Source organism: Guptibacillus hwajinpoensis, assembly GCF_001039475.1.
In the GTDB taxonomy this organism is placed as follows: domain Bacteria; phylum Bacillota; class Bacilli; order Bacillales; family Guptibacillaceae; genus Guptibacillus; species Guptibacillus hwajinpoensis.
The window spans coordinates 291014-316238 of sequence record NZ_LELK01000001.1; the positions used below are offsets into that span (position 1 = coordinate 291014).

Below are 25225 nucleotides of genomic sequence, written 5' to 3' on the forward strand. Positions count from 1 at the left end.
TTTATGAGAATGTCATTTCATGATTTATATACCCAACACTATAAGCGTGTTTACTTTAGTGCGCTTAAAGTAACGAAGGATCATGGTCTTGCGGAAGATGTGCTTCAAGAAACGTTTATTACCGCTCACGACAAACTAATCGAAATAGATAATGAAGCAAAAGTCGGCTCGTGGTTATCGACTGTTTCAACTCGTAAAGCAATAGACCTTATAAGAAGACAGAAAAAAATTGTGTTAGTATCAATGGACATACCTACTCAATTATTTGATATACCACTAGAATCGTCTGTAGAGAAGGCATGCGAAAACACTCAAATAGAAGAGGGGGTAGGGTTGTTAATAAGCACACTCTCACCAAAGCTTCGAACAGTATTTCGGTTGTATTATTACAATCAACTGAAAGAAAAAGAGATTGCAAGTAAGCTTCAACTATCACCTGGAGCAGTCAAATCCCGCTTGCACAGAGCGCGTAACGCGATGAAAAGTAAAATGGTTGATGAACTTCAAAAACATGAAATTGCATAATAAAAAAGGTGTTCCATTTGGAACACCTTTTCATTGTCTGTTTCTAAGATTTATTTGATTTACTTTCTTTAAATGGCCACCATATTCCTTTACCGAATGAAACGGTAATCGCTGGAATGAGGAGGGGAAGGACAATTAGTCCGTAGAGAAGTAGTCCAGTAATAACGATTGTAGCTATTTGCATTAAGCTAAGTACGCCGGAAGGCATCATTGCTCCAAACGTTCCTGCAAGAATAATCGCTGCCGTGATAATGACAGTACCCATTTTTGCCATTGAGCGATGCATTGCTTCATTGATACCAATGGAAGCTTCTTCTTTAAATCGATCCAATAAGAAAATCGAATAATCAACACCGAGCGCAATAAGCATTACAAAACCAAAGAATGGAACAGCCCATACAATGCCATCGTAACCCATAAGATTGATAAAGATCAGCTCTGAAATAGCGATAGACGTATAATAAGTTAGCAAAAGAGATCCAATCATAACAATCGGCATAATAATTGATTGGAAGAGGATCGTCAAGATAACGAATAATCCAACCAGCATAATGATTACCGTTCTTTTAAAGTCACTCGTTGAAATATCGGATAGATCGTTATTAATACTAGATACCCCACTATACGCAACAGTAGCATCTTCGAGTGGCGTTCCATTCATAGTCCTCGTGACAGTATCTTTTATTTCTCGAACAGATGTTATTGCCTCAGTGGAATAAGGATCATCTTCTAAAATAACTTCTAACATTACTGCTTTCCGTTCATCAAAAGCATATCTGTCAATAGCTGGTTCAAAGTCCTTATTCTCAAGCGTTCCATTAGGTATAAATACACTTGTATCACGGAGGGATTCAGATTCGCCCATTTCACTTAATAGATCTGCAGCTTCTTGTAGACCATTGTTTATCTCATTCAGCCCGTCAATAGAAGACCCAACGCCTTCTGATAGCTGAGAAATCCCTCCGCTAAGCTCTGATGCTTGTCCTGCATCAGACGCAGCTCCAGAAAGTCCCTGCTGAATTTGTCCTAACTGTTGTTGAACTTGACCCAGTTGTTGAGTTGCTGAGCTAACATTCTGTGTTTCCTGAAGACTTTGTGAAATTAAGCCAAGCTGGTCATTGATTTGACCAAGACCATTCACAGTCTCCTGGAGTCCACCTGTATTTTCATTAGAAGGAAATTGCCCACTAATATCTTGAAGGCCTTTTTGTACTTCTGATAGTCCGTCCTGGACATCATTAATACCACTAGATGCCTCACTTAATCCTTTTCCAACTTCCGAAAGCTGAGAGTCGACATAGAGATTATCAATGACGTCACCTGCTGGTCTCGTAATAGACCTAACTGAATCAACACTCTTATTTTTCTCGATTTCTTTGCTGATTGTTTCAATATAAGGAAGATAGTCTTCTGTCACAATCTCCGTATCCCGTTGAATAATAACTTTGATGGGAAGAGAATCCCCTTTACCAAAGCCATTTTCGATCGCGTTTAGTCCTTTGACAGAGTCATAATCTTGACCAATTTCATCAACTGTATTAAATGATAGTTGATCATCGTAAGTGAAGAGAAGTGGAACCATGATAATCGCAACGATGACCATTGACCAGATGGGTTTGTTAATTGAAAATCGGCCAAAAGCAGTCCAAAGTTTACTATCTTTGTGTGATATCGATGTTTTGGAAGGCCAAAATAGCTTGTCTTTTAACAATGCCATGAAAAATGGTACGAGAGTGAATAAGACCACCATCAGCACTGCGATACCAACTGCTACCCCTACCGCAGATTTGAAAATAGGGAAATCAGCAAATCCAATTGCAGTAAAGCCGATGAACACAGCTAATCCACTTATTAGCAATGTACGACCTGCTGTTTTGTATGTGTTAACGATTGCGTCTTCAACATTGTGACCTTGTATTAGTTCTTCCTTGTACCTGCTTAAAAGAAGAATACAGTAATCTGTTCCTATACCAAATAAGATAGCTACGAGAAAGATTTGAGTATAATTTGAAACAGGAAAACCAAACCAATCAATTAGAAAGGCAACGATTGATTGACTAAGTAAGTAGGTAACCCCAACCGCAATAAGGGGGATAAATGGTGTAGTGATTGAACGGAATACTGCGAAAAGAAGGACGAATATTAAAACAACCGTAATAAGTTCAGTTCTCTCAAGTCCTTCCTGAGCACTCTCATTAACATCGTGGTTGATAATGGCTTCCCCAGTCACATAGGCTGTTGTTTCGTCTGGAATAATATCCTGTCGAATTGTATCTGCTAGCTCATTGACTTCATCGGAAGATCCATCAACTGTAATTGGTAATAGAACAGTTTTTTTGTCTTTTGATACGAGCTGTTCAGCAGTTTCGTCATTTTCAAACGGATCAAGTACTTTCGAAACCAATGAATCTTCTTTTTCAATTTCGTTTGCAATTGATGAAATTTCATTCTGAGTTTGTTCCATAACTGGTTCATCATATGTAAATACCACTGAGATTGTTTCATCACCAGCTCCAGCTTCTTCAAGGATATCAGCTGCCAGTTTTGAATCGGAAGTTGCTGGGAGCTGAAATGTACCAGCATCTTCAGCTTGCTGTGAAAGGTTTGGCGAAAGAATAAACAGCACAGTTGTGATTGCAATCAAAGCTATTGCAATTGGCCATTTGAATTTTAATAGTTGTCTCATTTACGGTCCCCCTCGGTTTTAAGAATCGTACTTAATTTACGGAAAATACGTAGAAATTCATCTATTTCTGTTTCTTGAAAATCGTCTAACACTATCTTTTCTACATGCTCATAGATGACTTCATTAAACATAGAAACGACATCATGACCTTTATCTGTCAGAGCTATCAATTTCCCTCTTAAATCTTCATCTGAATCAACTGTCGTAACTAGCCCCTTTGTTTCTAGCTTTTTATATCGATTTGAAATTGCGCTTTTGTGCACACCTTGAAGTGAAGCTAATTTCCCAGGAGAAATATGCTCAGACTTAGAAATGATTTGGAGCATCTGGAGTTGTTCAGATGAATATTCCTCAAAAATTTGATGTTCAAATGAGCGAATAATACGCTCAGTTCCATACATAATAACTTCTTCAAATAACGCTACGGCTTCAGATAATTTCTTATTCAACTATACTACCTCCACTAGTTTACCCTCTAAACAATTTTAGTTTACACCCTAAACTACATGGGGTGCAACTATAAAGTTGCACCCATAAATAATATAGTTCAGCTATGACGGACTAATTAGATGGCTATGTTAATGAACAGTGTTGATTTTTGGCTCATTCGAGTGAAACTGAGGTTTCACTCGAATGAGCCAAAAATTGAGGAATCAACATTATGAGCTAACATAGCCAATTAAATTGAAACATTTGAAATAAAAATAGATATAAAATGTAAATTTACAGAATTTTGGCACTTTTATATTGCTAAATACCCGTAATGATATTATGATTGATTTAACAGTCACTTGTTCTTTAAAACGAAAGGGAGGAATGATCATGAAGAGCACTGGTGTGGTGAGGAAAATCGATGAGCTAGGCCGAATTGTCATTCCAAAGGAACTAAGACGTACGCTTGATATTCAGGTGAAAGACCCAATTGAAATATTCACTAGCGATAACAAAGTCATACTGCAGAAATATCAGGCGGACATGGCCTGTATGATTACGGGAGAAGTGCTAGATGAAAACAAAGCATTTGGTAATGGAAACATCATTCTAAGTCCCGAGGGAATGGCAATTATGAAGCAAGAAATTGAGATGAAATTAGGTCTGAATTCCAAAGAAATGCAAAAAGCAGAATAGTAGATAATGACATCCGTCCAGGAAGCTGGCACGGGTGTTTTTTATATGAGAAGAAATTAATATGGCAACTCATTGTTCGCTATTAAGAGTGGAAATGAGGAGCAGCTCTTTGAAAACTTTTATATTAATAGCGCAATTTAAGCAATACATTTCTGATTTCGGAGTCCTCCATCATCATGGTGCCGAACTTTTGTGTGATTTCTGTTAAAGCAACATCGTGATAGAAAAACTCTGTGAAAAAAGTAACAAGTGGCCTTGATTTCGTATGGATCGCCTGCCAATTATTTTCTTCAATTCCTGCAAACAAGACTTCTTCCTTATCAATAATCACAATTCGGCTACGTTCAAGGTTCTGATGTTCGGAATCAGGTATAAGGGTTGTTACGTTACTAATATTCGTATTTAGATTACCAATGGTGTGAATCTCAACCGAGACCCCATTGCTTTCTTTGCTTTCAAGTAATGAATGATGTTGTTCGATATCATCTGCCCACCCAGAGAAAACAATCGAAGTCGTTGCATGGTTTAATATAGCGGATACGAGAGAGTCGATGGATTGATCGTCTTTAAGTGTCCAAACACGGTCATCAGCAGGCTTGTTTCGAACTTGAATGGATTTAAGCTGGGTAATATTATCATCGAAGTCACGACGTAGTTTTGAAATTGCGGATTCAAGTGGAAGAGGAGTGTATAGACGTTTTTTCTCCACAGTTGATTCTAGAACCATCCCTTTATCACTCAGACGACGAAGCACATCATACACTTTAGAGCGAGGCACGTTTGAACGCTTTACAATAGCGGTTGCGTCAAGAGCTTCGTCAATTGTGATAAGAGCTTCATACACCTGGCTTTCATATTGAGTAAATCCAAATTGCTGTAGCATGTCTTTATTCTCCTTACCATTCCAACGTTTTCTATATCATAGCACATCATTTTAGTAGTCGTAAGAGATCACTTTTTACCTGTTGCCTTCTTAAGGAATAAGAGTTACTCTTTTAGTGGTAACTTATTAGAAAAGAGGCGAAAAGGTTTGAACAAACGTGTTTATTTACTAACAATTGTTTCGTTTGTAGTTGGAATGGTGGAATTAATAATAGGTGGAATTCTCGATTTAGTCGCAGAAGACCTTAATATAAGTCTTGGGAAAACCGGTCTTTTAATTAGTGTGTTTTCAATAGTATTCGCATTGATGGGGCCAATCTTGCTTTCGGTTACTGCAGGATTTGAACGCAAGAAATTAACCTTGCTCTCGCTAGTTGTCTTTCTGCTAGGTAATATAGTGGCTGTCTTCAGCGCATCATTTAGTATTTTAATGTTTGCGAGGATCATTTCAGCAGCAAGTGGTTCATTACTTGTCGTGTTGTGCGTTACAATGGCTTCAAATATTGTGAAAAAAGAATATAGAGCGAGAGCGATTGGCGTTGTATTTATGGGGATTAGTGCTTCGCTTGTTCTTGGCGTACCAATTGGACTAATGTTAGGAAATACTTTTGGTTGGAGAGCGCCATTTATTCTTATTATCGTTCTTACCTTATTATCGATGGCAGGGGTATATTTCTTTATGGAGAAAATTCTGCCTAAACCTGCTATACCGATCAAGAAACAAATTCAAACGCTAAAAGATAATCGTATATTTACTGCGCAATTGACTTCTTTCTTATTCCTTAGTGGTCATTTAACACTTTATGGCTACCTTACTCCATTCTTAAAATCGTCGCTCGGTTTGAGTGGAAATTGGGTGAGTATTGTTTATCTGATCTTTGGCTTTGCAGCCGTAGCTGGTGGAGGGCTTGGTGGTATAGCTTCTGACCGCTTTGGAACTAGGCCTACTATTATCGTTTCGATTGTGCTTTTCGGTGTGTCAATGTTTGTTATTCCATATACAACATTCTCATTTCCGTTATTTATCATCATTATGGTGATTTGGAGCATGATAAGCTGGGGCATAACTCCAGCCCAACAGAGTTATTTAATTGAACTAGCACCCGAGACGTCTGATATTCAACAAAGCCTAAATAACTCAGCCCTTCACCTCGGTATTGCACTTGGTTCGTCAGTTGGAGCTTTCGTCATTGATCGAGGAACAGTTGAAATGAATGCAACAGTAGGAAGCCTGTTTATAGTACTTGCTTTAGCAACAGCTGTATTTTCAATGACTAGAGACAAGAAGCAAATCACTTCATCCATTAACCACCGAGCAGGTTAGTTGCTCTGAAAAGGTGTGTTTGAAATAATAGGAACAGATACAACCTGGAAGGAGAGCTAATGATGAATGTACTAGTTATTGGAGCCAATGGACAAGTCGGTCATCAAATCGTAAACCTACTTCATGATCGTAAAGAGCATTCTGTTAAGGCACTGGTTCGAAAAGAAGAACAAGCTGCTGAATTAGCGGATAAAGGCATTGAGTCAGTTGTAGCAAGCCTAGAAGATTCTGTTGAAACACTATCATCTGCTATAGAAGGTAGCGATGCAATCATCTTCGCAGCTGGATCTGGGGGAAGTACTGGGTCTGATAAGACACTTCTTGTTGATCTAGATGGTGCAGTTAAAACAATGGAAGCAGCCGAGAAATTGGGCGTTAAACGCTATGTAATGGTAAGTGCTCATCAAGCTCATAATCGAGAGAATTGGAGCGAAGCTCTAATGCCGTACTATGCAGCGAAACATTATGCAGATAAAATACTTGAACAAAGTTCTCTTGATTACACAATCGTTCGACCTGGTGGATTACTGAATGAAGAAGGAACTGGTCACGTATCGATCGCAGAAAATCTGAAGCGTGGTTCAGTTTCGCGGGAAGATGTTGCAAACGTTATTGTTGCTTCATTACTAAATGAAAACACAATTAGACGCTCTTTTGATCTGATTTCAGGTGAAGATTCAATTGAAAATGCGATAGCATCACTGTAAATTTGAAGCCGATTTTCTTTTAAAGAGAATCGGTTTCCTTTCTTTTCTTGTTAAGAGATTGACAATTGATGTTGAGTTTAACGCAAGACCACTTTACAATATGTATTGAGTACATAAATTTTATGATATTAAAGGAGTCGACTCATGGAAAAAGTATTGATTTTCGGACATAAAAACCCAGACACAGATACGATTACTTCTGCTCTTGTATATGCAGATTTAAAAAGAAAGCTAGGAATGAATGTTGAACCAGTTCGTTTAGGCGCTGTAAATGGCGAAACGCAATATGCGCTAGATCAATTTAATGTTGAAGCACCAAGAATGGTTAATACTGTTGCTAATGAAGCAAGCAGTGTCATCTTAGTTGACCATAATGAACGTCAACAGAGTGCAGAGGATATTGAAAATGTTCGTATTCTTGAAGTAATTGATCACCATCGAATTGCAAACTTTGAAACAGCTGATCCGGTTTATTACAGAGCTGAGCCAGTAGGTTGCACAGCTACAATTCTTAACAAATTGTATAAAGAGAAGAACATTCAAATTGACAAAAGTATTGCGGGATTAATGCTTTCTGCCATCATTTCAGACTCTCTACTTTTTAAATCACCTACTTGTACTGAGGAAGATATAGCTGCAGCTAGTGAACTTGCAGAAATCGCAGGAGTAGATGCAGAAACATACGGTCTGGAGATGCTAAAAGCTGGTGCTGATATGAGTAGTAAAACACCTGCGGAACTTATTTCGCTTGATGCGAAAGAATTTGGTATGGGAGAGGCTAAAGTAGAAGTAGCTCAGGTCAATGTGGTTGATACGCTTGATGTCCTAGCTCGAAAAGATGCTGTAGAAGAGGAAATGAGACAAGTTATTGAAGTGAAGGAACTTGACTTATTCCTTTTAGTTGTTACAGATATTCTTACAAATAATTCAACAGTACTCGCTCTTGGAAAACATGTAAATGATGTTGAGAAAGCATTTAATGTTGAACTTGTTGAGAATCTTGCTGTCTTAGAAGGTGTTGTTTCTCGTAAGAAACAAATCGTACCGGTTTTAACTGAAACTTTTACATCATAATAAATTGGAAATGCCCTGAGAGAATTGCTAATTCTCTCAGGGCATTTCGTTTTTACAATGATTAACATTAGAGACAGCTTAGATGTTTATCATTTAATCTTTACTCACCAAGCAATGACAGCCCGCCATCGACAATGATCGTTTGGCCTCTAATCATACGAGCTGCAGGTGTTGTTAAGAAATAAGTCGTATCTGCCATATCAGTAGGTTCAACAAGACGTCCAGCAGGGTTTCGCTTTTTAGCAGATTCCAGTAGTTCTTCTCTGTTTGGGAAGTGTTTCAAAGCGTCAGTGTCTACTGCTCCTCCAGATACTGCATTAACAACGATTCCTTTTGAAGAGAGTTCCACAGCTAGGTATCTTGTAATAGCTTCTACAGAAGCTTTTGATACACCGACAGCTACATAGTTAGGAAGAGCTCTTATAGAGCCAAGGCTTGATAGCGCAACAATAGATCCACCACCATTTTTCTCCATAATTCGAGCAGCCTCTTGAGCAGCAAATAAATAGGCTTTTGCATTGATGTTTTGAGTCCAATCCCAGTGGCTTTCCTCGATTTCCATTAGGGGTCTCAATACTCCTGAAGCTGCATTATTAATAAAAACATCAAGTCTTCCGAATGTTTCTTCTGCTTCATTGAAAAGAGATGTGATCTGCTTCACTTCACCTACGTTTGCTTTTACTATATGTACAGTAATTCCAAATGCTTCTTCAAGTTCTTGTTTTGTTTGTTCTGCGTCTTTCTTTTTTCTCATGAAATTTAATACAAGATTGTATCCTTCGGAAGCGAATTTATGAGCAATCGCCTTCCCAATCCCACGAGTACCACCTGTTATTAAAGCTACTTTATTAGTCATCCTCAGTCACCTCTTCTAATTCTAATCATCCCTATCATACAGGAACAAAAGACTCATGAAAAGTTAGTCAGATCAAACAAATATAATACTTTAACCATTAAAAATGTACATGGAGTGTCTGTTTATTATGAAACAAGATAATTATGCTATACTATAGCCTATGTAGAGAGAGTGAGTATTGGAGAGGAGACTGAAGATGAAAGTTCAAGTTCTAAAGCCAGTTTTTGCTGAAACAGCTAGTCAACTTGTAAATACTGCTAGTCGATTCCCTGAAACGATTTTATTAAGGAAAGAGCACTGGGTAGTTGATGCGAAAAGTTTACTTGGCGTTCTTGCATTATCACTACAACCAGGGCAAACGTTAGAGATTACTGTGGAAAATGGAGAATTAGAAGGCATTAAGGAAGCATTTCTTTCACTAGACTTGTTTAAAAAAGCGTGAGTCCTTCCTGTTGGAAGGGCTTTTTTCCGGCAGAGGAAACGAATTATCACAAAAACACATCCAAATCAGACTGATTAACGTTAGCTATACATAAGCTTTCTGCCTCTTCAAGCTGGCGCCAGTAATGATGAAAAGGAGAATGGTATGAGAGAACTCAATGATGCCGACCTATATGTTAAGGTCCAGGCAAAGGATAAAGAAGCTCTTTCACTCCTCTACGATCGATATGAGAAGCTGTTATATTCCTTTTCATATCGGATTGTGAAGGATGGGGGACTTGCTGAAGAAATAATGCAAGAAGTGTTCATTAAGCTTTGGAAAGGAAAGGCACAATATAGTGATGATAAAGGTAAGTTCTCTTCCTGGCTTCTAACTATGACGCGTCATACGGCGATTGATGTCTTAAGGAGGCAGTCCAAAGAACCTGATTTTGAATTAGACGAACGAGATTCTCTTCATAGCGACGAAGACTCTGTAGAAGATCAGGTTGTGTGGAAAGAACGAGGTCAGGTACTTCGAACGGCAGTTTCTAAATTAAAAGATGAGCAGCAGAAAATCATTGAAATGTTTTACTTTAAAGGGATGACGCATAAAAAAATCTCTGAAGAGTTCGACCTCCCATTGGGGACTGTTAAGGGCCGAATTCGGCTTGCATTAAAACATTTAAAAACCAGTCTCGGTGAGAAAGGAGGGGTCTCAGATGAAAGCAACTTGTGAACAGCTACTTGACTATTTCAACGGAACGTTAACAGAACATGAGAAAGTACAGTTCGAAGCTCACCTCGAATCATGTGAAGAGTGCAGAGAGGAGTTAAAGGAGCTGGAAGAATTGACAGGTGACCTTCCTTATCTTTCTATACCGGAAGAACCGCCTGCTGGGATGAAAGAACGTGTACTAGCAAGCGTGTTTGAAGATGATAGAGAAGAAACCAATCTGAATCATGCTGAAATGAATGATTTAACAAATCAAAACAAAGTGACAGATCTTCAGTCTGAAAGAAAATCTAGACAAAGAAAATGGGTTGCACCAGCGCTTGCGGCAGCGCTATTCCTTTCCTTAGCTGGAAATGTATATAATTATATGAATGAAAGCAATCCAGAACAGACCCAGGAAATTGCTTCGCTTATAAAAGCCGTCCAGCTGCAGCCTTCTGAGGCAGAAGCATCTGGAGGTTCGGCAGCGTTAATGAATGAGAATGGACGAATGAATCTCATTGTTCAGGTGAACGATGTTGCTGATGTGGATGGAGATCAGGTTTATCAAGTTTGGTTGCTTGAAGGGGATACACCTTATCGAGCAGGCTCCTTTACACCGAATCAACAAGGAAATGGTGAAGTTACCTATGAGGTTGATTATGAAGGTGAGCATAAGTGGGATGCAGTTGCTATCACACTTGAGCCTGATGATTCGAGTGAAACACCGAAAGGGAAAGTCGTATTAAGTTCAGGATTATAAGAGAGAGCAGAGGCAGTAATGTCTCTGCTTTTATTTTTTTGGCTGATGGTTTGTAGTAAATGGGTTAGGGGTATATTATACTAAAATCTTTAAAAAATTTGATAATGTGGCGCAATTTGATTATGATTAATAACTATGTGGTTGTTATTTTGAAATATTTTTATCGGCCATATAATACAAACGGGAGTGAATTGAATGGGAAAAGTTACAAAAGTATATTGGATAGGCATCGCACTGGCGATTGTCTTCGTAGGTTGGGGCGTGATCATGCCTGGCAATCTCGACCAGGTTATGACCGTATCACAAAATTTCTTTCTAAATCAGTTTGGTTGGTTCTATCAACTTGCAGCAACATTCTTTCTAGTGTTTGCGATTTATTTAATTTTCAGTAGATTTGGAAATATCAAGCTCGGTAAAGATACCGACAAGCCTGAGTACAGCAGACTCACCTGGTTCGCAATGTTGTTTAGCGCCGGGATGGGAATAGGGCTATTGTTCTTTGGAGTATCAGAACCAATGTCCCACTTTTCTACCCCGCCATATGGTGAAGCAGGTACCGTAGGTGCAGCTCACCTAGCCCTTCGTTATACATATTTACACTGGGGATTTCATGCATGGGCTATATACGCGACAATTGCTCTAGCCCTTGCTTATTACAAGTTTAGAAAAGGTGCTCCAGGCCTTATGAGTGCTACACTTTATCCGTTACTCGGGGATCGTGTTAAAGGTCCGATTGGAATTACAGTAGATGTTATCGCCGTATTTGCCACGATTTTTGGAGTTGCAGCTTCACTAGGACTAGGGGCTCAACAAATTAATGGTGGGTTAAGCTATTTAACAGACATACCGAATAACTTTACAGTACAGTTAATTATTATCTCAATTATCACAGTTCTATTTACAATATCAGCTGGAACAGGAATTAAAAAGGGTATTAAATACTTAAGTAATACGAATATGATACTGGCGGTTCTATTGCTCTTTGTATTCCTCATTGTAGGACCAACTAAATTCGTTCTAGATATATTTGTAACAACATTCGGTGAGTACGTTCAAAACATTTTCGCAATGGGTATGCGTCTATCACCAATGAACGAGCAGAATGAATCATGGATTCAGGGCTGGACGATCTTCTATTGGGCATGGTGGATTGCATGGTCTCCATTTGTAGGAACGTTTATTGCTAGGGTATCAAAAGGTCGCACAGTGAGAGAATTTATGGTTGCAGTAACTGTTGTTCCGACCATTGTTTGTGCATTCTGGTTTGGAGTTTTCGGTGGATCAGGGATTTTCTTCGACTTTACGCAAGGAACTGATATTGCTGGTCAAAGTCTTGAAGCAGGATTGTTCTATCTTTACGAACAGCTTCCGCTTGGAATTGTCCTAACAGTTATTACACTATTGTTAATTGCTACGTTCTTTATTACATCAGCTGACTCTGCAACTTTTGTACTGGGGATGCAAACAACAAACGGTAGTTTGAATCCGCCTATGTTTGTTAAATTTAGCTGGGGCTTTATTCTTTCAGCTTCTGCAGTTGTATTAATGATTACTGGTGGACTAGAAAGCATGCAAACAGCAATTATTGTTAGTGCCTTTCCGTTAACAATCATTCTCTTATTTACTTGCTGGGGTATGATTAAGTCATTCAATGAAGAAGTACCAAGAAAGCAGAGAAGTACTGATAAGAAACCAAAAGCAAAGAAAGAAATAAAAACAGTCTAATTCAAAACCCTTGAAGTGCTTGCACTTTAAGGGTTTCTTTCTTTCATTCTTAGAAATAACGTTAAGATTGTTCAGTTTTTATTACAAATAAGAGAGCTAAGGTTGGCAGAATAGATGAAAATTGGCTATCATAAGAGTATGTGGACTAAAAAAGAGAATAGACTCATTCAAAGCTGGGTTGCTCGTTTAGCTGCTGCGGATCCCGGCAGGACCAGGTTACATCAAGCAGTTAGAATTACAATTAGTGTATTATCTTCAGTTATGACAATGTTATGGTTAACTTCCTTTATGGGAGTATCCTTTACACCAGCAATTCTTGCGGGTGTAGTCAGTCTTTTATCACTTTTACTAGTAAATGATGACACAGAGAAGCAGAAAAAGATAACGACTGGATTGTTAGTTATATCAAGCATTGCTGCTCTTTCGTTAAGCACATTGCTCGGTTCTATTTCATACGTAATCGATGCCCTTTTCTTATTTGTTATTTTTTGTGCTTACTACACTCAGCACTATGGTTTTCGTTATTTTGCTATATTTATGGTCGCGTTCTTATCCATTTACTTTTCGACTTTGTTAAATCTCCAACCGCAAGACTTGCCAGTTTTTATAGTAGGTATTCTAGCGGGTGGAATGTATTCCTATTTGTATCACTTTATCGTTCTTCGTAATCAACCTACTAAACAGCTTCGTCATAGTATGCGATCATTCCATATCCAAACGAATCTTACACTAGACCTTGTTCTCGATGTAATCGGAGATCCAATTCCAAATCGTTACAGGACTTTTCTACTTAAAAGAGATGTTAAAAGGCTAAATGACTATGCACAGGTGATTTCAAGTCAGTTAACTACAACGAATCCTAGTAAGGTTTGGGAAGGTATTGATTCAGAACAATTAAGGTTGTATATCTTTGACGCAGAAATGTTAATTGAAACGCTTTATCCAGCTGTGAAGAGGCTTAAAGAACTTCATGCTTTAGAACATGATGAAGTAAGGAAGTTATTATATAAAGTTGTTGAGTCAATACGAGATGCGGAAGTTCTAAGAAGTCATGATATTATAGGTAACTTAATGCAAACAGAGAAAGTAATTGATGAATTAAAGCTCCAGTTAATTCATCTGCGGATGGCAAATCATCAGAATAAAGACTGGCTTTGGCTAATACGAAGAATTGAGTCAATTGCAAATCACCTAGTTGATAGTTCTAATGAGCTTAGTGCTAGACGAATGGCAAATATTAACGAAGAAGAATGGCTAGAAGATGCGGATGAAATCAAAAAGGATAATATCAAAGAAGAGGAAGAAAACAGTACATTTCCAAGACTTGCTACAAAAAAAGCTTTACAAGCTATAGCAGCTGGAGCAGTTGCAATCATGTTTGGTAATTTATTATCACCAGCGCATCAATACTGGGTTCTTCTATCCGCTTTTGTTGTTCTACTTGGAACGGATACAGTAGGAATGACTCTCCAGAAAGCTTTTCAAAGGTCGCTTGGAACAATCTTTGGAGCAATTGCTGGCTTTGGTCTTGCTCAACTACTAGCAGGACAGGTTGTTTTAGAGCTTGTTGCACTGTTTTGCTGTATTTTCTTGGCATTCTATTTTCTATCCATTTCATATGCCATGATGATGTTTTGGATGACAATGTTGATTGCAATTATGTATGATTTCATTCTGGGGGGAATTACAGAGCAAATTATTCTAGCAAGGGTTTTTGATACGCTAGCGGGAGCGTTCATTGGTTTTCTTGCTGCAGCTTTAATCTATCCAAGAAAAACCCAAGAGAAGGTTTCTAATACAGTAGAAGATTTCCTAAATAAACTCAGTACCTTTGTATCTGATTACCTCGAATCGTTCGTGTATCCTGAGAAAACCGCTGATTTTACTAATCAGGCTTTTGGGATAGACGAAGAAATGAGAAGAATTGAAGAGGATGCAAGACCATTAAGAAATAGACCTGCCATTCTAGCTAGATCTGGAATTGAACGCTGGTTAACTGTTCTGACAGCTATTAATTATTTCGCAAAACACTTACTAGCTTCAACAAACAGAAGTAATCACGTACGTATCATTGCAGGCACAGATGACACATTGAAACATATCAATCAAGTTATTAAACATAATATTGGAACGTTATTAAGGCTCTTAAAGGGTGAGCAGGGTCTTGTTATGTATCATCTAAATAAAGAACGCGAACAAATTGAAGGATTATCTGAGGATCTAACAGATGAAGATCTGGATGTGAAGACATTTGTAAACGACCTTTATTATGTGTGGCGTATTAATCAATCGTTACTCGTTCTAGGGAAAGAGCTTGGCTCTTTGAATAACAGGGAAGCGTCTACTAGTGAATTGAATGAATAGCAAAAACCGAAGCTCAACTAAGGCTTCGGTTTTTACTATAGTAAGATATAAAATAATAAAGGAATTTGTAGTTTATATATTGGCAAAAAGGGAAACTAGACTGATAGCTAAATATAAAGCATTATTTATAGGAGGATTTACAAATGGTTAACAACAAGACTGTATTTATTACAGGAGCAGCAAGAGGAATTGGATTTGAAATTGGTGAGACGTTTGCTTCAAACGGAGCGAAGGTTGTGTTGTCAGACATTAATGAAGAAGGTACGGAGGAAGCGGCACGTAACCTAAGAGACAAAGGTTATGATGTTATTGGAATTAAAGCAGATGTAACAAATGAAGATGAAATTAAATCTGCAATTGATCGAACCGTAGAGAAATATGGACGTTTGGATGTATTAATCAATAACGCTGGCCTTCAACATGTAACAGCGATTGAGAATTTCCCTACCGATAAGTTTCGTAAGATGCAAGATATCATGCTTACAGCACCTTTCATTGCTACGAAACATGTATTTCCAATAATGAAGAAACAAGGATTTGGTAGAATTATAAATATGGCATCCATTAATGGTGTAATAGGCTTTGCTGGTAAAGCAGCATACAATAGTGCTAAACATGGTTTAATTGGATTAACTAAAGTGTCAGCACTAGAAGGTGCAGAGCATGGGATTACTGTTAACGCTATGGCACCTGGTTATGTAGATACACCACTAGTTCGAGGACAGATGGAAGATCTAGCAAAAGAACGTGGAGTTGAATTAGAAAAGGTATTAGAAGAAGTAATTTATCCATTGGTACCTCAAAAGCGACTTCTTGAAGTGAAAGAAATTGCTGATTATTCTATGTTTATTGCTAGTGATGCAGCGAAAAGTATTACTGGACAGGCCTTGATTATTGATGGTGGATATACGGCACAGTAAATCAGAAATCATAAATTAACAGCGCCCGCATCCAATGCGGGCGCTGTTTTCATTTTTCACTAAAAGCAATTTGAATACCAATGACTGCGAGAAGAGTTCCTTTTAGTAGATTGATTCTTCTTGACGCTTTTTCGTTCCGACTTACAATAGTAGATAGTTTACCAGCAAATAGACTAATACCACTGAAAATCAACAAAGCTTGTATAATGAATATTCCTCCAAGCAAAACCATTTGAAGTGCAGGATACCCTGCATTCTGGTCAATGAACTGTGGAAGTAGTGCAAGAAAAAAGAGAGATACTTTAGGGTTTAGAATATTCATCACAATGCCTTTTCGGTAAAGGGACGAATATGAACGTGACTGCTGATTATTGATTGTGGATGTAGCCCCTCTTTCACGAAAAGCTTGATAAGCCATGTACAGTAAATAAGCCGCACCGAGGTATTTTACAATCGAGAATGCGAGTGATGATTGATATAGTAGTGCTGATATTCCTACCGCAGCAGCAGTAATATGTACAAGGAGCCCTGAACATAATCCTAGTGATGTAGCTATTCCAGCTTGTTTATTTTGAGAAATACTTTGTGCAAGTACAAATAAGTTGTCTGGGCCAGGCATCAAGGTGAGAAGAACAGCAGCTCCAAAAAAAGATAATAGTAGTGACATTTCCATAATCCATTCCCCTTTCTTGTACTATATAGTATATATGAGGTGCATACGTTCGAACAGGTGAAATTGATTGAAGTAGAGCCACTTGACAGATATCTCATTAATGGTATAATTCTGACATCTTTTGGAGTAGTTGGAGGAACTGTCATATGAAACCGATTCTTATTGATTTCCCTTATGAATTTGAAACAGAACGCTTACATATAAGGTATCCAATACCTGGTGATGGCACCGCTGTTCATCAGGCTATTCAATCTTCTATTGAAGAACTGAAACCATGGATGCCATTTGCTCAATCTGAACAAACGCTTGATGATGTTGAAGCGAATATTCGTGAATCGCATGCTGATTTTTTGAAAAGAACGGATTTAAGACTTCTTCTTTTCAATAAAAATTCTGGTTCCTTAATCGGTTCTTCAGGTCTTCATCGTATCGATTGGACCCTTCGTAAATTTGAAATCGGTTATTGGATAGATTCCAGGTATTCTGGTGAAGGATTTATGAGTGAAGCAGTAAGTGGTATCTCCGATTTCGCATTTGATCACCTTGAAGCAAAGAGAGTGGAAATAAGGTGCAACAAAGATAATTTCCGAAGTCGTAAAGTAGCAGAGCGAGTAAATTTTGAACTAGAAGCGATCCTTCGAAACGATAGCTTGTCTATTAATGGAGAAGAATTAATTGATACATGCGTATATGCAAAAATAACTAAATAATGGTTTGCAATTCGCCAATTTATTGGAGGGTTTATCCAATATTCATATGAAGAAGGAAAGAACATCAATCATCAAGAAGTAACGAGTAATGAAATATAAAGTTGATGGAGGGGACAGTGCGTGATTGAGAGAGCAAATATAGAGGAAAGGGATTATATTCTATCCAATTCCATTCAGTCAGTTAATGAAGGAACAACAAATCCAGGTATTGTAAAGGAAGAGAAAGCACTGCAGATTGTTTCATCTATTTTAGATCGAGGTGGATATCATCTTATTTACCGAGACGGCGATGAAATTGCAGGGTGGGTTTTGTTAGGTGAAAACACAGATTATTTTACAGAGAATAAGCATGGCTTTATTTATGATGTGTTTGTGTTTCCTAAATTTAGAGGCAAAGGATTTTCGAAAAAGCTTGTTGAAGCAAGCATAGCGAATTTTAAGGAACAAGGATATGATGAAATTCGATTAAATGTATACTCATCGAATTTCGCAAAGTATATTTATAAAGACATTGGGTTCAAAGAACTCCAAACGATAATGGTTTATAAATAGTTGTTTGCTATTCTTATCATTTATTAAAACAATGTGAAAAAGAACACATAATTAGTCTAAATGTGCATGGTTCTTGGTACACTGTTTTTGCAGGAACTTCCCCGGTTCCTGCCCCCCTTAAAATATATAGTGTGAGCCCCATGCATTTCCCGGCATGGGGCTTTTTTATTGAAAAATCTGATCTGAAAGTGGGAGTTTAATGAACTATCATTTTAAAATAATGAATCAAAATGAAGTGGAGAAAGTGATATCGTGGAAGTATGAAGGGGTTTATGCCTTCTATGATATGGAAGCGGATATGGAAGACCTAAGAGAATTCCGTGAATTTGCAGCGGATAACCGGAATTATTGGAGCGTCTATGAAAAAGAGATGCTCGTAGGATTTTTTAGTTATCATGATCAGGATCTAAATCAAGTTGAAATTGGCCTCGGAATGAATCCCGAAATGGTAGGACAAGGATATGGCTTGAGTTTCCTAGAGGCTGGTATTGAGAAAGCAATTGATTTGTATCAACCAAGTTCGCTTTCGATGTCTGTTGCAGAGTTCAATAAGAGGGCGATTAAGGTATATCAAAAAGCTGGATTCATCAAAGAGAATACATTCGTTCAGCGTACAAATGGTGGAATGTATCCGTTTGTTAGCATGATTAAAGAACTGAATCAAACTACATAATTAGTAACCGTGCCAAGCAGAAAAACGTTGTAGTCTATCATAAACATATGTCGAATGTATTTCCTGAACTCGAGGGGCAGAAGGACTGACTCCGTGTAGCGCTTCAGCAATGCTCTTTAGTCTATATTCGTTCTTACTCGACTAATCTTTCGTCGTTAATCTAAAAAGAGAAGAAAAATTAAAGAAACGTATAACCTACTAAAACCCCCATAAATCAGAGGTTTTAGTAGGTTATTTAGATATAGTTGAATAAAAAATAAAAAGAAATTCAAAAAAGAATGATCCAAAATGATCTTCCTCCCGTTAGCTTAGTGTAAAACAAAACAAGGGGAGTGGATTTGAAAATGAGAACGGAAAAAAATATGAAGAAGAAAGTTATAGACTGGAAAAAAGGACTTCTAATCGTACCAATTAGTTTTTCACTATTAATCCCAACTACAGGAGCATTTGCAGATGACCATGGTAACCACATGGACAAGCCTACAGTTGAAACGCCTGCTGCTGATCTTCGAGCAGATCTAGGACATCTACTAAGTGAACATGCTTATCTTGCAGTAGAAACAATGAGAAAAGGTGCTGAAGGTTCTGCTGATTTTGAAGCTGCTGCAGGCGCACTAAATGAAAATACTGAAGATCTTTCTGCAGCAATTACTTCCGTATATGGGGAAGAAGCAGGTGCTCAATTTAACGAAATTTGGAGTAATCACATCGGATTCTTCGTAGACTATGTGAAAGCCACAGATAGCAATGATGAAGAAGCGAAGCAAAAAGCACTTGATAACTTAGCAGGATATAAAGAAGACTTTTCTAAGTTCATTGAGAGTGCAACAGGTGAGCGCCTTGAAGCTGAAACGCTAGCAGAAGGACTACAAGCTCATATTGATCAATTAATAGGTTCATTTGATAGCTATGTTGCCGGAGACTATGAAATGGCATATGAGAAGGAACGCGAAGCAATTGGTCATATGCATATGGTAGCAAAAGGTTTCTCAAGTGCTATTACAGACCAATTCCCAGATAAGTTTGATAACACGAAAGCGGTAACTCCAGCTTCTGACCTTCGTGCAGGGCTAGGACACCTTCTATCTGAACATGCTGGTCTTGCTATGATGACGATGCAAAACGGTATTGATGGATCTGAAGATTTTGATGCTTCTGCTGCTGCACTAAGTAAAAACACTGATGATCTAACAGCGGCAATTACTTCCGTATATGGTGAAGAAGCAGGGAATCAATTTAAAGAAATGTGGTCTGGACATATCGGTAACTTCGTAGAATACGTTCAAGCTACAGGTGCTGAAGACGAAGCAGCTAAAGAAAAAGCGCTAGAAGCTCTTGAAGCGTACCGAGCTGATTTCTCAAGCTTCCTTGAAACAGCAACAGAGGAGCGCTTAGAAGCAGGAGCATTATCTGAAGGATTACAAATGCACGTAAACCAATTGGTTGCAGCATTTGATAGCTACACAGCAGAGGATTATGAAGCCGCGTATGATTCCGTACGTGAAGCATATGCTCATATGTATAAGCCTGCAAAAGGGCTATCAGGAGCGTTTGTAAATCAATTCCCTGATAAATTCGCAATGGAAGCAATGCCAACGGACATGCCGAAAACAGGTTTAGGTGGTACAGCGGAACAGCAGTTACCTATTGAGTGGATCCTTGCAGCAGTCCTTGCAACGATGGCAGCTACTGGCGTGGTAGTTCGTAGAAAAATGCAAAAGAACTAAGCGATAATAAGCTAAGGATAGAATAAAATACCCTATAATGTTAAAGCAATAGCCATTAGGGCTATTGCTTTTTCTATATAAGAAAAGTTCCTTGTAAGTTGCATTACAGCATAGTCATAGTAAAAAAGGTATAATTACATTTGGGATAGAGTACATAAATGAATGATAAAACACAATCAGGTTCGTCAAAGTAGATGATTGATTGCTACGATAAAGCAGATAGGGGGAAATGAAATGAAGTTGAAATCATTACTGCTAATAGGGATGCTTTTTTTAATTGTTGGTTGTGGAAATGATAACGTAAACAAGGTAGAGAATAAAGATGTACTTTCAAAAAAATGGGATGAAATTGAATCATCCGCTAAAGGTACAAAAGTGAACCTTTTCATGTGGGGAGGTGACGAGGGGATTAACCAATATATCGATGAGTGGGCTACCCCAAGGTTACAAGAGGAATATAATATAACGTTAAATCGCCAACCTATGAATACTGAAGAATTTATGCAGAAATTATTAACAGAGAAAAAAGCTGGTAAGAACAAAGGAACGATTGATGTTATTTGGATTAATGGAGCAAACTTCAAAAATGCCAAAAATGGTGATTTATTATTCGGATCATTTACAAACAAACTTCCGAATTTCAATGAGTACATCAGTTCTACTGATCAAAATGCTAAATTTGATCAAGGAACGAAAATTGAAGGATTAGAAGCGCCATGGGGAAATGTTCAATTTGTTTTTAATTATGATTCAAGCAAAATTGACTCACCTCCTAAAACATTAGATGAATTAAAGCAATGGATTATAGATCATCCAGGCAAATTCACATATCCAAACGTATCAGATTTCACAGGGAATACTTTCGTCAAGCATCTCCTTGTGGCAGGAGCTGGTGGAAATACTGATATCCTTGCAAAAGAAGTAGACCAAGATCTTCTGAAAAAATCTGAAGACTATATTTGGGGATATTTAAGTGACATTAAAGGTTCATTATGGAGAAGAGGGGAAACGTATCCTGAATCTTTAACAAAACTCGACACGTTATACAGCCAGGGTGAAGTATGGATGACCATGGGATTTAATAGTGCCCGAGCGGAAAGTCTAATTGCGAACGGCATATTCCCTGAAAGTACAAAATCTTTCATTCTTGAACAACCAGGCTCCATCTCAAATACACATTACCTTAGTATTCCATTTAATAGTCCTAATCCAGAAGGTGCGATGACAGTAATCAATTTCCTTGAATCTCCTGAAGCACAGATCGCGAAAATGGATCCGGATATGTGGGGAGAAGGAACAGTATTGAATTTCGATAAATTAAGTGAAGACAACCAAAAAAAGATAAAAAGCCTTGATCGTGGTGAAAGTGTTCTCTCACCAGAAATATTAAATCAGTACAAGCTTCCGGATTTAGATACAGGCTATACGGAGTGGATAAACAATGAATGGGCAAATCGGGTTATTGAAAAATAAATGGAAAGCAGGACTTTATCTGTTACCTGCAGTAATGGTCATTTTCTTACTAGTAGGATATGGAATGTGGTCTGCTGTTGCTCAGAGTTTCCAAACAATAGATGGTAGTTGGACAACCAATTCATACCTTACCTTGTTTCGTAATCAGTTGTTTTTAGACTCCATTATACTTACTATACGAGTCACAACAATCGCTACCATTCTTGCGTTAGCGATTGGATTAGTTATGACAAGACTTTTGTATCAGTTTTTTAAAGACTCATCTTCAAAGTTGTTAGTCTGGATCCCCATCCTAATTCCACATTTTGTGGCTGGCTATTTAGTTTTCTTGTTCCTCTCACAGAGTGGATTATTATCTTCATTTCTTTCTCATCTTGGTGTGATTGAAAATCGAGCTGATTTTCCAGTTCTTGTGCAAGATCAATTTGGATTAGGAATTATACTAACTTATGTTTGGAAAGAAGTGCCTTTTGTTATCTTAATGCTTTTGCCAGTTTATTACGAAATCGATCATCGCTATTCTGAAGTAGTTAGAACGCTTGGAGGGTCTAGGTGGGATTCATTTAAAACCGTTGAGTGGCCTTGGCTCCTTCCCGTTCTCGTTGAAACCGGTGTGATTTTATTCGCATTCATTGCTTCAGCTTTTGAAGTTCCTTACCTGCTTGGCGTCACAAGACCAGAAATGCTCCCAGTTCGAGCATATGAATGGTTCTTCAATGGAGACTGGAGTAAGCGACCACTGGCTTTCTCTGCAATGATTGTTCCTGGAGTAGTAGCTCTTCTATTATCGATTTCGTTGATCGGAGCAATACAGAAACACCGTCTGCGAATGGTAAAAGGGAGAGTACGTTGATGTTTCACTCGATAAATATAGGGAAGAAAAAGATGACTACGATTTTGATGGTATTATTATTTATTCTATTATTTATACTGCCATTTCTAACAATAATAATGAAGAGTTTCTCAATTGGATGGCGTTGGCCTGATCTATTACCCAATAGTTATGGCTTTGAAGGGTGGAAGGTAATCTTTCGGGACCCTTCATTAATTGAATCAATCTTTACAACAATTAAAATAGCACTAATGGTAGTCGGATTGAACTTATTATTAGCTATTCCTGCTGCTAGAGCACTATCTATTTACACGTTTCATGGCAAGTCATTAATTGAAGCTTTCTTGCTTTCTCCTATCCTAATTCCAGGTATTCTTCTTGCCATGGGACTGCAATTCACTTTAATTCGGTTTGGACTAGCAGATCGTATGGCTGGTGTTGTGTTAGTGCATTTAATTCCAACATTGCCTTATGCTATACGAATCATGAGAGCAGGGTATGAACGATTGGGAAATGGTCTTAGAGAACAGGCAATTGTTCTTGGGGCAAGTCCACTTATCCGATTTTTAACTGTATCCCTCCCACTACTTTTGCCAAGCATAAGGAGTGTAATGCTGCTGACTTTTGTGATTTCACTTGGTCAATATGCTCTGACTGCTATAATTGGCGGTGGTACGGTTGTAACTCTACCATTATTATATTACCCTTATTTTTCAGGCTCGAATGAAGCAGTAATTGCTGGTTTTTCGATTATTTTTGCTTTATTGCCACTTCTATTTATAGGAGCAGCAGAAATTTTATTAAGGCTGGTAATTCGGGCAGTTAATCGCGTTTGAAAGGAAGATGGTCTTGAACCAGCTATTGCAATGCAACACACTCAAAAAAAAATATTCACAAAGTTCTATTCTAAAAGGCGTCACATTTTCATTGGGAAAAGGAGAGCATTTTACTGTTGTTGGACCCTCGGGTTGCGGTAAAACTACTCTTCTTAGATGTCTTGCTGGTTTAGAGTCAATTGATGGCGGAGATATCATATTGAATGGTAAATCACTTGCTAAAGTAAAACCTGAAGACAGATCGGTTGTACTTATGTTTCAGGATGCGTTGTTATTTCCTCATCTCACCGTATTTGAGAACGTAACATATGGCTTAAAACGTATAAAAACATCAAAAAAAGACCGTATAAGACAAGCTGAAGAAATGCTAGAAAAAGTAAAATTAACTAAGTGGAAGAATGCTTACCCGCATGAACTGTCTGGAGGGCAAAAACAACGCGTATCACTGGCTAGAGCATTGGTACTTAAACCAGATCTTCTCCTTCTTGATGAACCATTTAGCTCACTTGACGCTACTTTACGTGAATCCCTTAGGGGAGAAGTGAAAGAGTTGTTAAAACAGGAGAACATCTCATCGTTATTCATTACACATGATCGAGATGAAGCGATTGAGATGGCTGATCGCCTTGCTGTGATGAACAATGGTGAGTTTATCCAAATGGGTCTTCCATATGACGTTGTTACAAAACCTTCATGCTTAGAAAGTGCAATGATTATAGGTGAGGGGTTAGCGCTCGATGAAGGGTTTATACCTCTCCATGAATTAATTTTGGTTAAGCAAAACGAAACCATAGAACCTAACTTTATATCAATTCCAGGTAAAATAACGGCTGTTACTGTGAAAAACAATCATCCATACTATCGAGTTTCTTGGGATAAAGGTACGGTGCTAGTTCCCTCTATTAATCATCTTCATCAAGGAGAAAAGGCGAATATAAAAGCTGATCGAAGAGCGATAAGAAAGTATCTCCAGAATGAAGAGCATCGGAGAAAAGTGCAATGACAATGAAAACGATCTTAAAAGGTTTATCTTTAACTGTTGTTCTTGTGATTATTTTCTTCTTAAATCAGTATGTTTTTGACTTTCGTCCTTCTACAATTCGCGAGTGGATTTCATCGTTTGGGTTCTACGCTCCTCTTGTTTTTCTTCTAATCTGCATAGTTAGGCCCTTCGTGCTTTTTCCTACTTCAATTCTTTCTATTGCAGGGGGACTGGTTTTTGGTCCATATCTAGGTACGTTATTGGTCGTAATAGGAGGCTCGACGGGTGCTCTCTTATTTTTTTCAGTGGCAAGAAAACTGGGGTTACAAATTCTTCCGAAATCGTGGCGTAGACGCGGAGAAACACTTGAACGAAGACTTTCAGAAAATGGCTTCGTTTATGTGCTTCTTTTGAGGTTAGTACCTTTCCTACACTTTGATCTTGTGAGTTACGTTTGTGGGGTTTCTTCTGTAAACAGGCGGAAATACTATATGGCAACGTTACTTGGTATGTTACCAGGGGCACTTGCCTTGAATTTTCTAGGGGCGAGCTTTCTTTCAAATAATATAGGATCCATCATGCTTGCAGCCGTTGTTTTACTATTGTTATTGCTAATTAGTCTATTTATCCGCAAGAAAGTTTTTGGAGCTGTTATTGAAGAGGAACTTAGATAAGAAA

Annotated in this window: 25 protein-coding genes; 20 read left to right on the forward strand and 5 right to left on the reverse strand. The window is 38.1% G+C overall.

The features are described from left to right. Nucleotides 1-3 precede the first annotated feature (3 nt). Nucleotides 4-525: an RNA polymerase sigma factor gene (locus AB986_RS01575; RefSeq protein WP_048309126.1), complete on the forward strand. Its 522-nt coding sequence runs from the start codon at nucleotides 4-6 to the stop codon at nucleotides 523-525. Nucleotides 526-568: 43 nt separating this feature from the next. Here the strand turns inward: AB986_RS01575 and AB986_RS01580 are convergent, their stop codons facing one another. After that, entirely contained in the window at nucleotides 569-3211 is a 2643-nt protein-coding gene (locus tag AB986_RS01580; RefSeq protein ID WP_048309127.1) for an MMPL family transporter, read from the reverse strand. Then, nucleotides 3208-3660 (reverse strand): MarR family winged helix-turn-helix transcriptional regulator, encoded by a 453-nt coding sequence (locus tag AB986_RS01585; RefSeq protein ID WP_048309128.1) that lies wholly within the window; start codon nucleotides 3658-3660, stop codon nucleotides 3208-3210. Before AB986_RS01585 ends, AB986_RS01580 begins: the two co-directional genes overlap by 4 nt. Nucleotides 3661-4033: 373 nt before the next feature. Here AB986_RS01585 and AB986_RS01590 point away from each other — a divergent pair, with 373 nt between their 5' ends. Further along, nucleotides 4034-4339, forward strand: a complete 306-nt coding sequence (locus AB986_RS01590) for an AbrB/MazE/SpoVT family DNA-binding domain-containing protein (RefSeq protein ID WP_048309129.1) — start codon at nucleotides 4034-4036, stop codon at nucleotides 4337-4339. A gap of 124 nt (nucleotides 4340-4463) precedes the next feature. Here AB986_RS01590 and AB986_RS01595 read toward each other — a convergent pair whose 3' ends face one another. After that, a complete protein-coding gene (locus tag AB986_RS01595) occupies nucleotides 4464-5222 on the reverse strand; it encodes a TrmB family transcriptional regulator (protein ID WP_048309130.1) in 759 nt (252 codons plus the stop codon). A gap of 147 nt (nucleotides 5223-5369) precedes the next feature. Between AB986_RS01595 and AB986_RS01600 the strand changes: the two genes are divergently transcribed. The 3 genes from AB986_RS01600 (at nucleotide 5370) to AB986_RS01610 (ending at nucleotide 8326) form a co-directional block, all read left to right on the forward strand. Then, nucleotides 5370-6545: an MFS transporter gene (locus AB986_RS01600; protein ID WP_048309131.1), complete on the forward strand. Its 1176-nt coding sequence runs from the start codon at nucleotides 5370-5372 to the stop codon at nucleotides 6543-6545. 62 nt (nucleotides 6546-6607) lie between these two features. Then, entirely contained in the window at nucleotides 6608-7252 is a 645-nt protein-coding gene (locus tag AB986_RS01605) for an SDR family oxidoreductase (RefSeq protein ID WP_048309132.1), read from the forward strand. Between the two features lie 144 nt (nucleotides 7253-7396). Further along, entirely contained in the window at nucleotides 7397-8326 is a 930-nt protein-coding gene (locus tag AB986_RS01610; RefSeq protein ID WP_048309133.1) for a manganese-dependent inorganic pyrophosphatase, read from the forward strand. Nucleotides 8327-8426: 100 nt separating this feature from the next. On the opposite strand, the gene fabL is transcribed toward AB986_RS01610, so the two are convergent. Further along, entirely contained in the window at nucleotides 8427-9182 is a 756-nt protein-coding gene (gene fabL, locus AB986_RS01615; protein WP_048309134.1) for an enoyl-[acyl-carrier-protein] reductase FabL, read from the reverse strand. Between the two features lie 196 nt (nucleotides 9183-9378). On the opposite strand from fabL, the gene AB986_RS01620 reads away from it, so the two are divergent. From AB986_RS01620 to AB986_RS01645, 6 genes are all read left to right on the forward strand, one after another. After that, nucleotides 9379-9624, forward strand: coding sequence for an HPr family phosphocarrier protein (locus AB986_RS01620; protein ID WP_048309135.1), 246 nt, complete (start codon nucleotides 9379-9381; stop codon nucleotides 9622-9624). A 144-nt stretch (nucleotides 9625-9768) separates the two neighbouring features. Beyond that, entirely contained in the window at nucleotides 9769-10341 is a 573-nt protein-coding gene (locus tag AB986_RS01625; RefSeq protein ID WP_048309136.1) for an RNA polymerase sigma factor, read from the forward strand. After that, on the forward strand, nucleotides 10325-11080 hold the full coding sequence (locus tag AB986_RS01630; RefSeq protein WP_048309137.1) for an anti-sigma factor: 756 nt from the start codon (nucleotides 10325-10327) through the stop codon (nucleotides 11078-11080). Before AB986_RS01625 ends, AB986_RS01630 begins: the two co-directional genes overlap by 17 nt. A 195-nt stretch (nucleotides 11081-11275) precedes the next feature. Further along, complete coding sequence (locus AB986_RS01635; protein WP_048309138.1) at nucleotides 11276-12805, forward strand: glycine betaine uptake BCCT transporter; 1530 nt, start codon at nucleotides 11276-11278, stop codon at nucleotides 12803-12805. A gap of 114 nt (nucleotides 12806-12919) precedes the next feature. Further along, nucleotides 12920-15169 (forward strand): FUSC family protein, encoded by a 2250-nt coding sequence (locus AB986_RS01640; RefSeq protein ID WP_053216001.1) that lies wholly within the window; start codon nucleotides 12920-12922, stop codon nucleotides 15167-15169. Nucleotides 15170-15312: 143 nt separating this feature from the next. Beyond that, nucleotides 15313-16089 carry a 3-hydroxybutyrate dehydrogenase gene (locus AB986_RS01645; protein ID WP_048309139.1) on the forward strand — a complete coding sequence of 259 codons (777 nt, stop codon included), beginning with the start codon at nucleotides 15313-15315 and terminating at the stop codon, nucleotides 16087-16089. 49 nt (nucleotides 16090-16138) lie between these two features. On the opposite strand, the gene AB986_RS01650 is transcribed toward AB986_RS01645, so the two are convergent. Continuing rightward, the gene (locus tag AB986_RS01650; RefSeq protein ID WP_048309140.1) at nucleotides 16139-16762 is read right to left on the reverse strand and encodes a LysE family translocator; all 624 of its coding nucleotides are present in this window, start codon (nucleotides 16760-16762) and stop codon (nucleotides 16139-16141) included. 146 nt (nucleotides 16763-16908) lie between these two features. Here AB986_RS01650 and AB986_RS01655 point away from each other — a divergent pair, with 146 nt between their 5' ends. The 9 genes from AB986_RS01655 (at nucleotide 16909) to AB986_RS01695 (ending at nucleotide 25221) form a co-directional block, all read left to right on the forward strand. Then, a complete protein-coding gene (locus tag AB986_RS01655) occupies nucleotides 16909-17472 on the forward strand; it encodes a GNAT family N-acetyltransferase (RefSeq protein WP_048309141.1) in 564 nt (187 codons plus the stop codon). Nucleotides 17473-17592: 120 nt separating this feature from the next. After that, nucleotides 17593-18024, forward strand: coding sequence for a GNAT family N-acetyltransferase (locus AB986_RS01660; RefSeq protein WP_048309142.1), 432 nt, complete (start codon nucleotides 17593-17595; stop codon nucleotides 18022-18024). Nucleotides 18025-18223: 199 nt separating this feature from the next. Further along, complete coding sequence (locus AB986_RS01665) at nucleotides 18224-18697, forward strand: GNAT family N-acetyltransferase (protein ID WP_048309143.1); 474 nt, start codon at nucleotides 18224-18226, stop codon at nucleotides 18695-18697. A gap of 344 nt (nucleotides 18698-19041) precedes the next feature. Then, nucleotides 19042-20424 carry a copper amine oxidase gene (locus AB986_RS01670; protein ID WP_425545184.1) on the forward strand — a complete coding sequence of 461 codons (1383 nt, stop codon included), beginning with the start codon at nucleotides 19042-19044 and terminating at the stop codon, nucleotides 20422-20424. A 234-nt stretch (nucleotides 20425-20658) separates the two neighbouring features. Next, the gene (locus tag AB986_RS01675) at nucleotides 20659-21897 is read left to right on the forward strand and encodes an ABC transporter substrate-binding protein (protein WP_048309144.1); all 1239 of its coding nucleotides are present in this window, start codon (nucleotides 20659-20661) and stop codon (nucleotides 21895-21897) included. Beyond that, nucleotides 21866-22750 (forward strand): ABC transporter permease, encoded by an 885-nt coding sequence (locus AB986_RS01680; protein ID WP_048309145.1) that lies wholly within the window; start codon nucleotides 21866-21868, stop codon nucleotides 22748-22750. Before AB986_RS01675 ends, AB986_RS01680 begins: the two co-directional genes overlap by 32 nt. Nucleotides 22751-22782: 32 nt before the next feature. Beyond that, the gene (locus tag AB986_RS01685) at nucleotides 22783-23565 is read left to right on the forward strand and encodes an ABC transporter permease (RefSeq protein WP_048310785.1); all 783 of its coding nucleotides are present in this window, start codon (nucleotides 22783-22785) and stop codon (nucleotides 23563-23565) included. A 13-nt stretch (nucleotides 23566-23578) separates the two neighbouring features. After that, nucleotides 23579-24568, forward strand: a complete 990-nt coding sequence (locus AB986_RS01690) for an ABC transporter ATP-binding protein (RefSeq protein ID WP_053216002.1) — start codon at nucleotides 23579-23581, stop codon at nucleotides 24566-24568. Beyond that, nucleotides 24565-25221 (forward strand): TVP38/TMEM64 family protein, encoded by a 657-nt coding sequence (locus tag AB986_RS01695; protein WP_048309146.1) that lies wholly within the window; start codon nucleotides 24565-24567, stop codon nucleotides 25219-25221. Before AB986_RS01690 ends, AB986_RS01695 begins: the two co-directional genes overlap by 4 nt. Nucleotides 25222-25225: the final 4 nt, after the last annotated feature.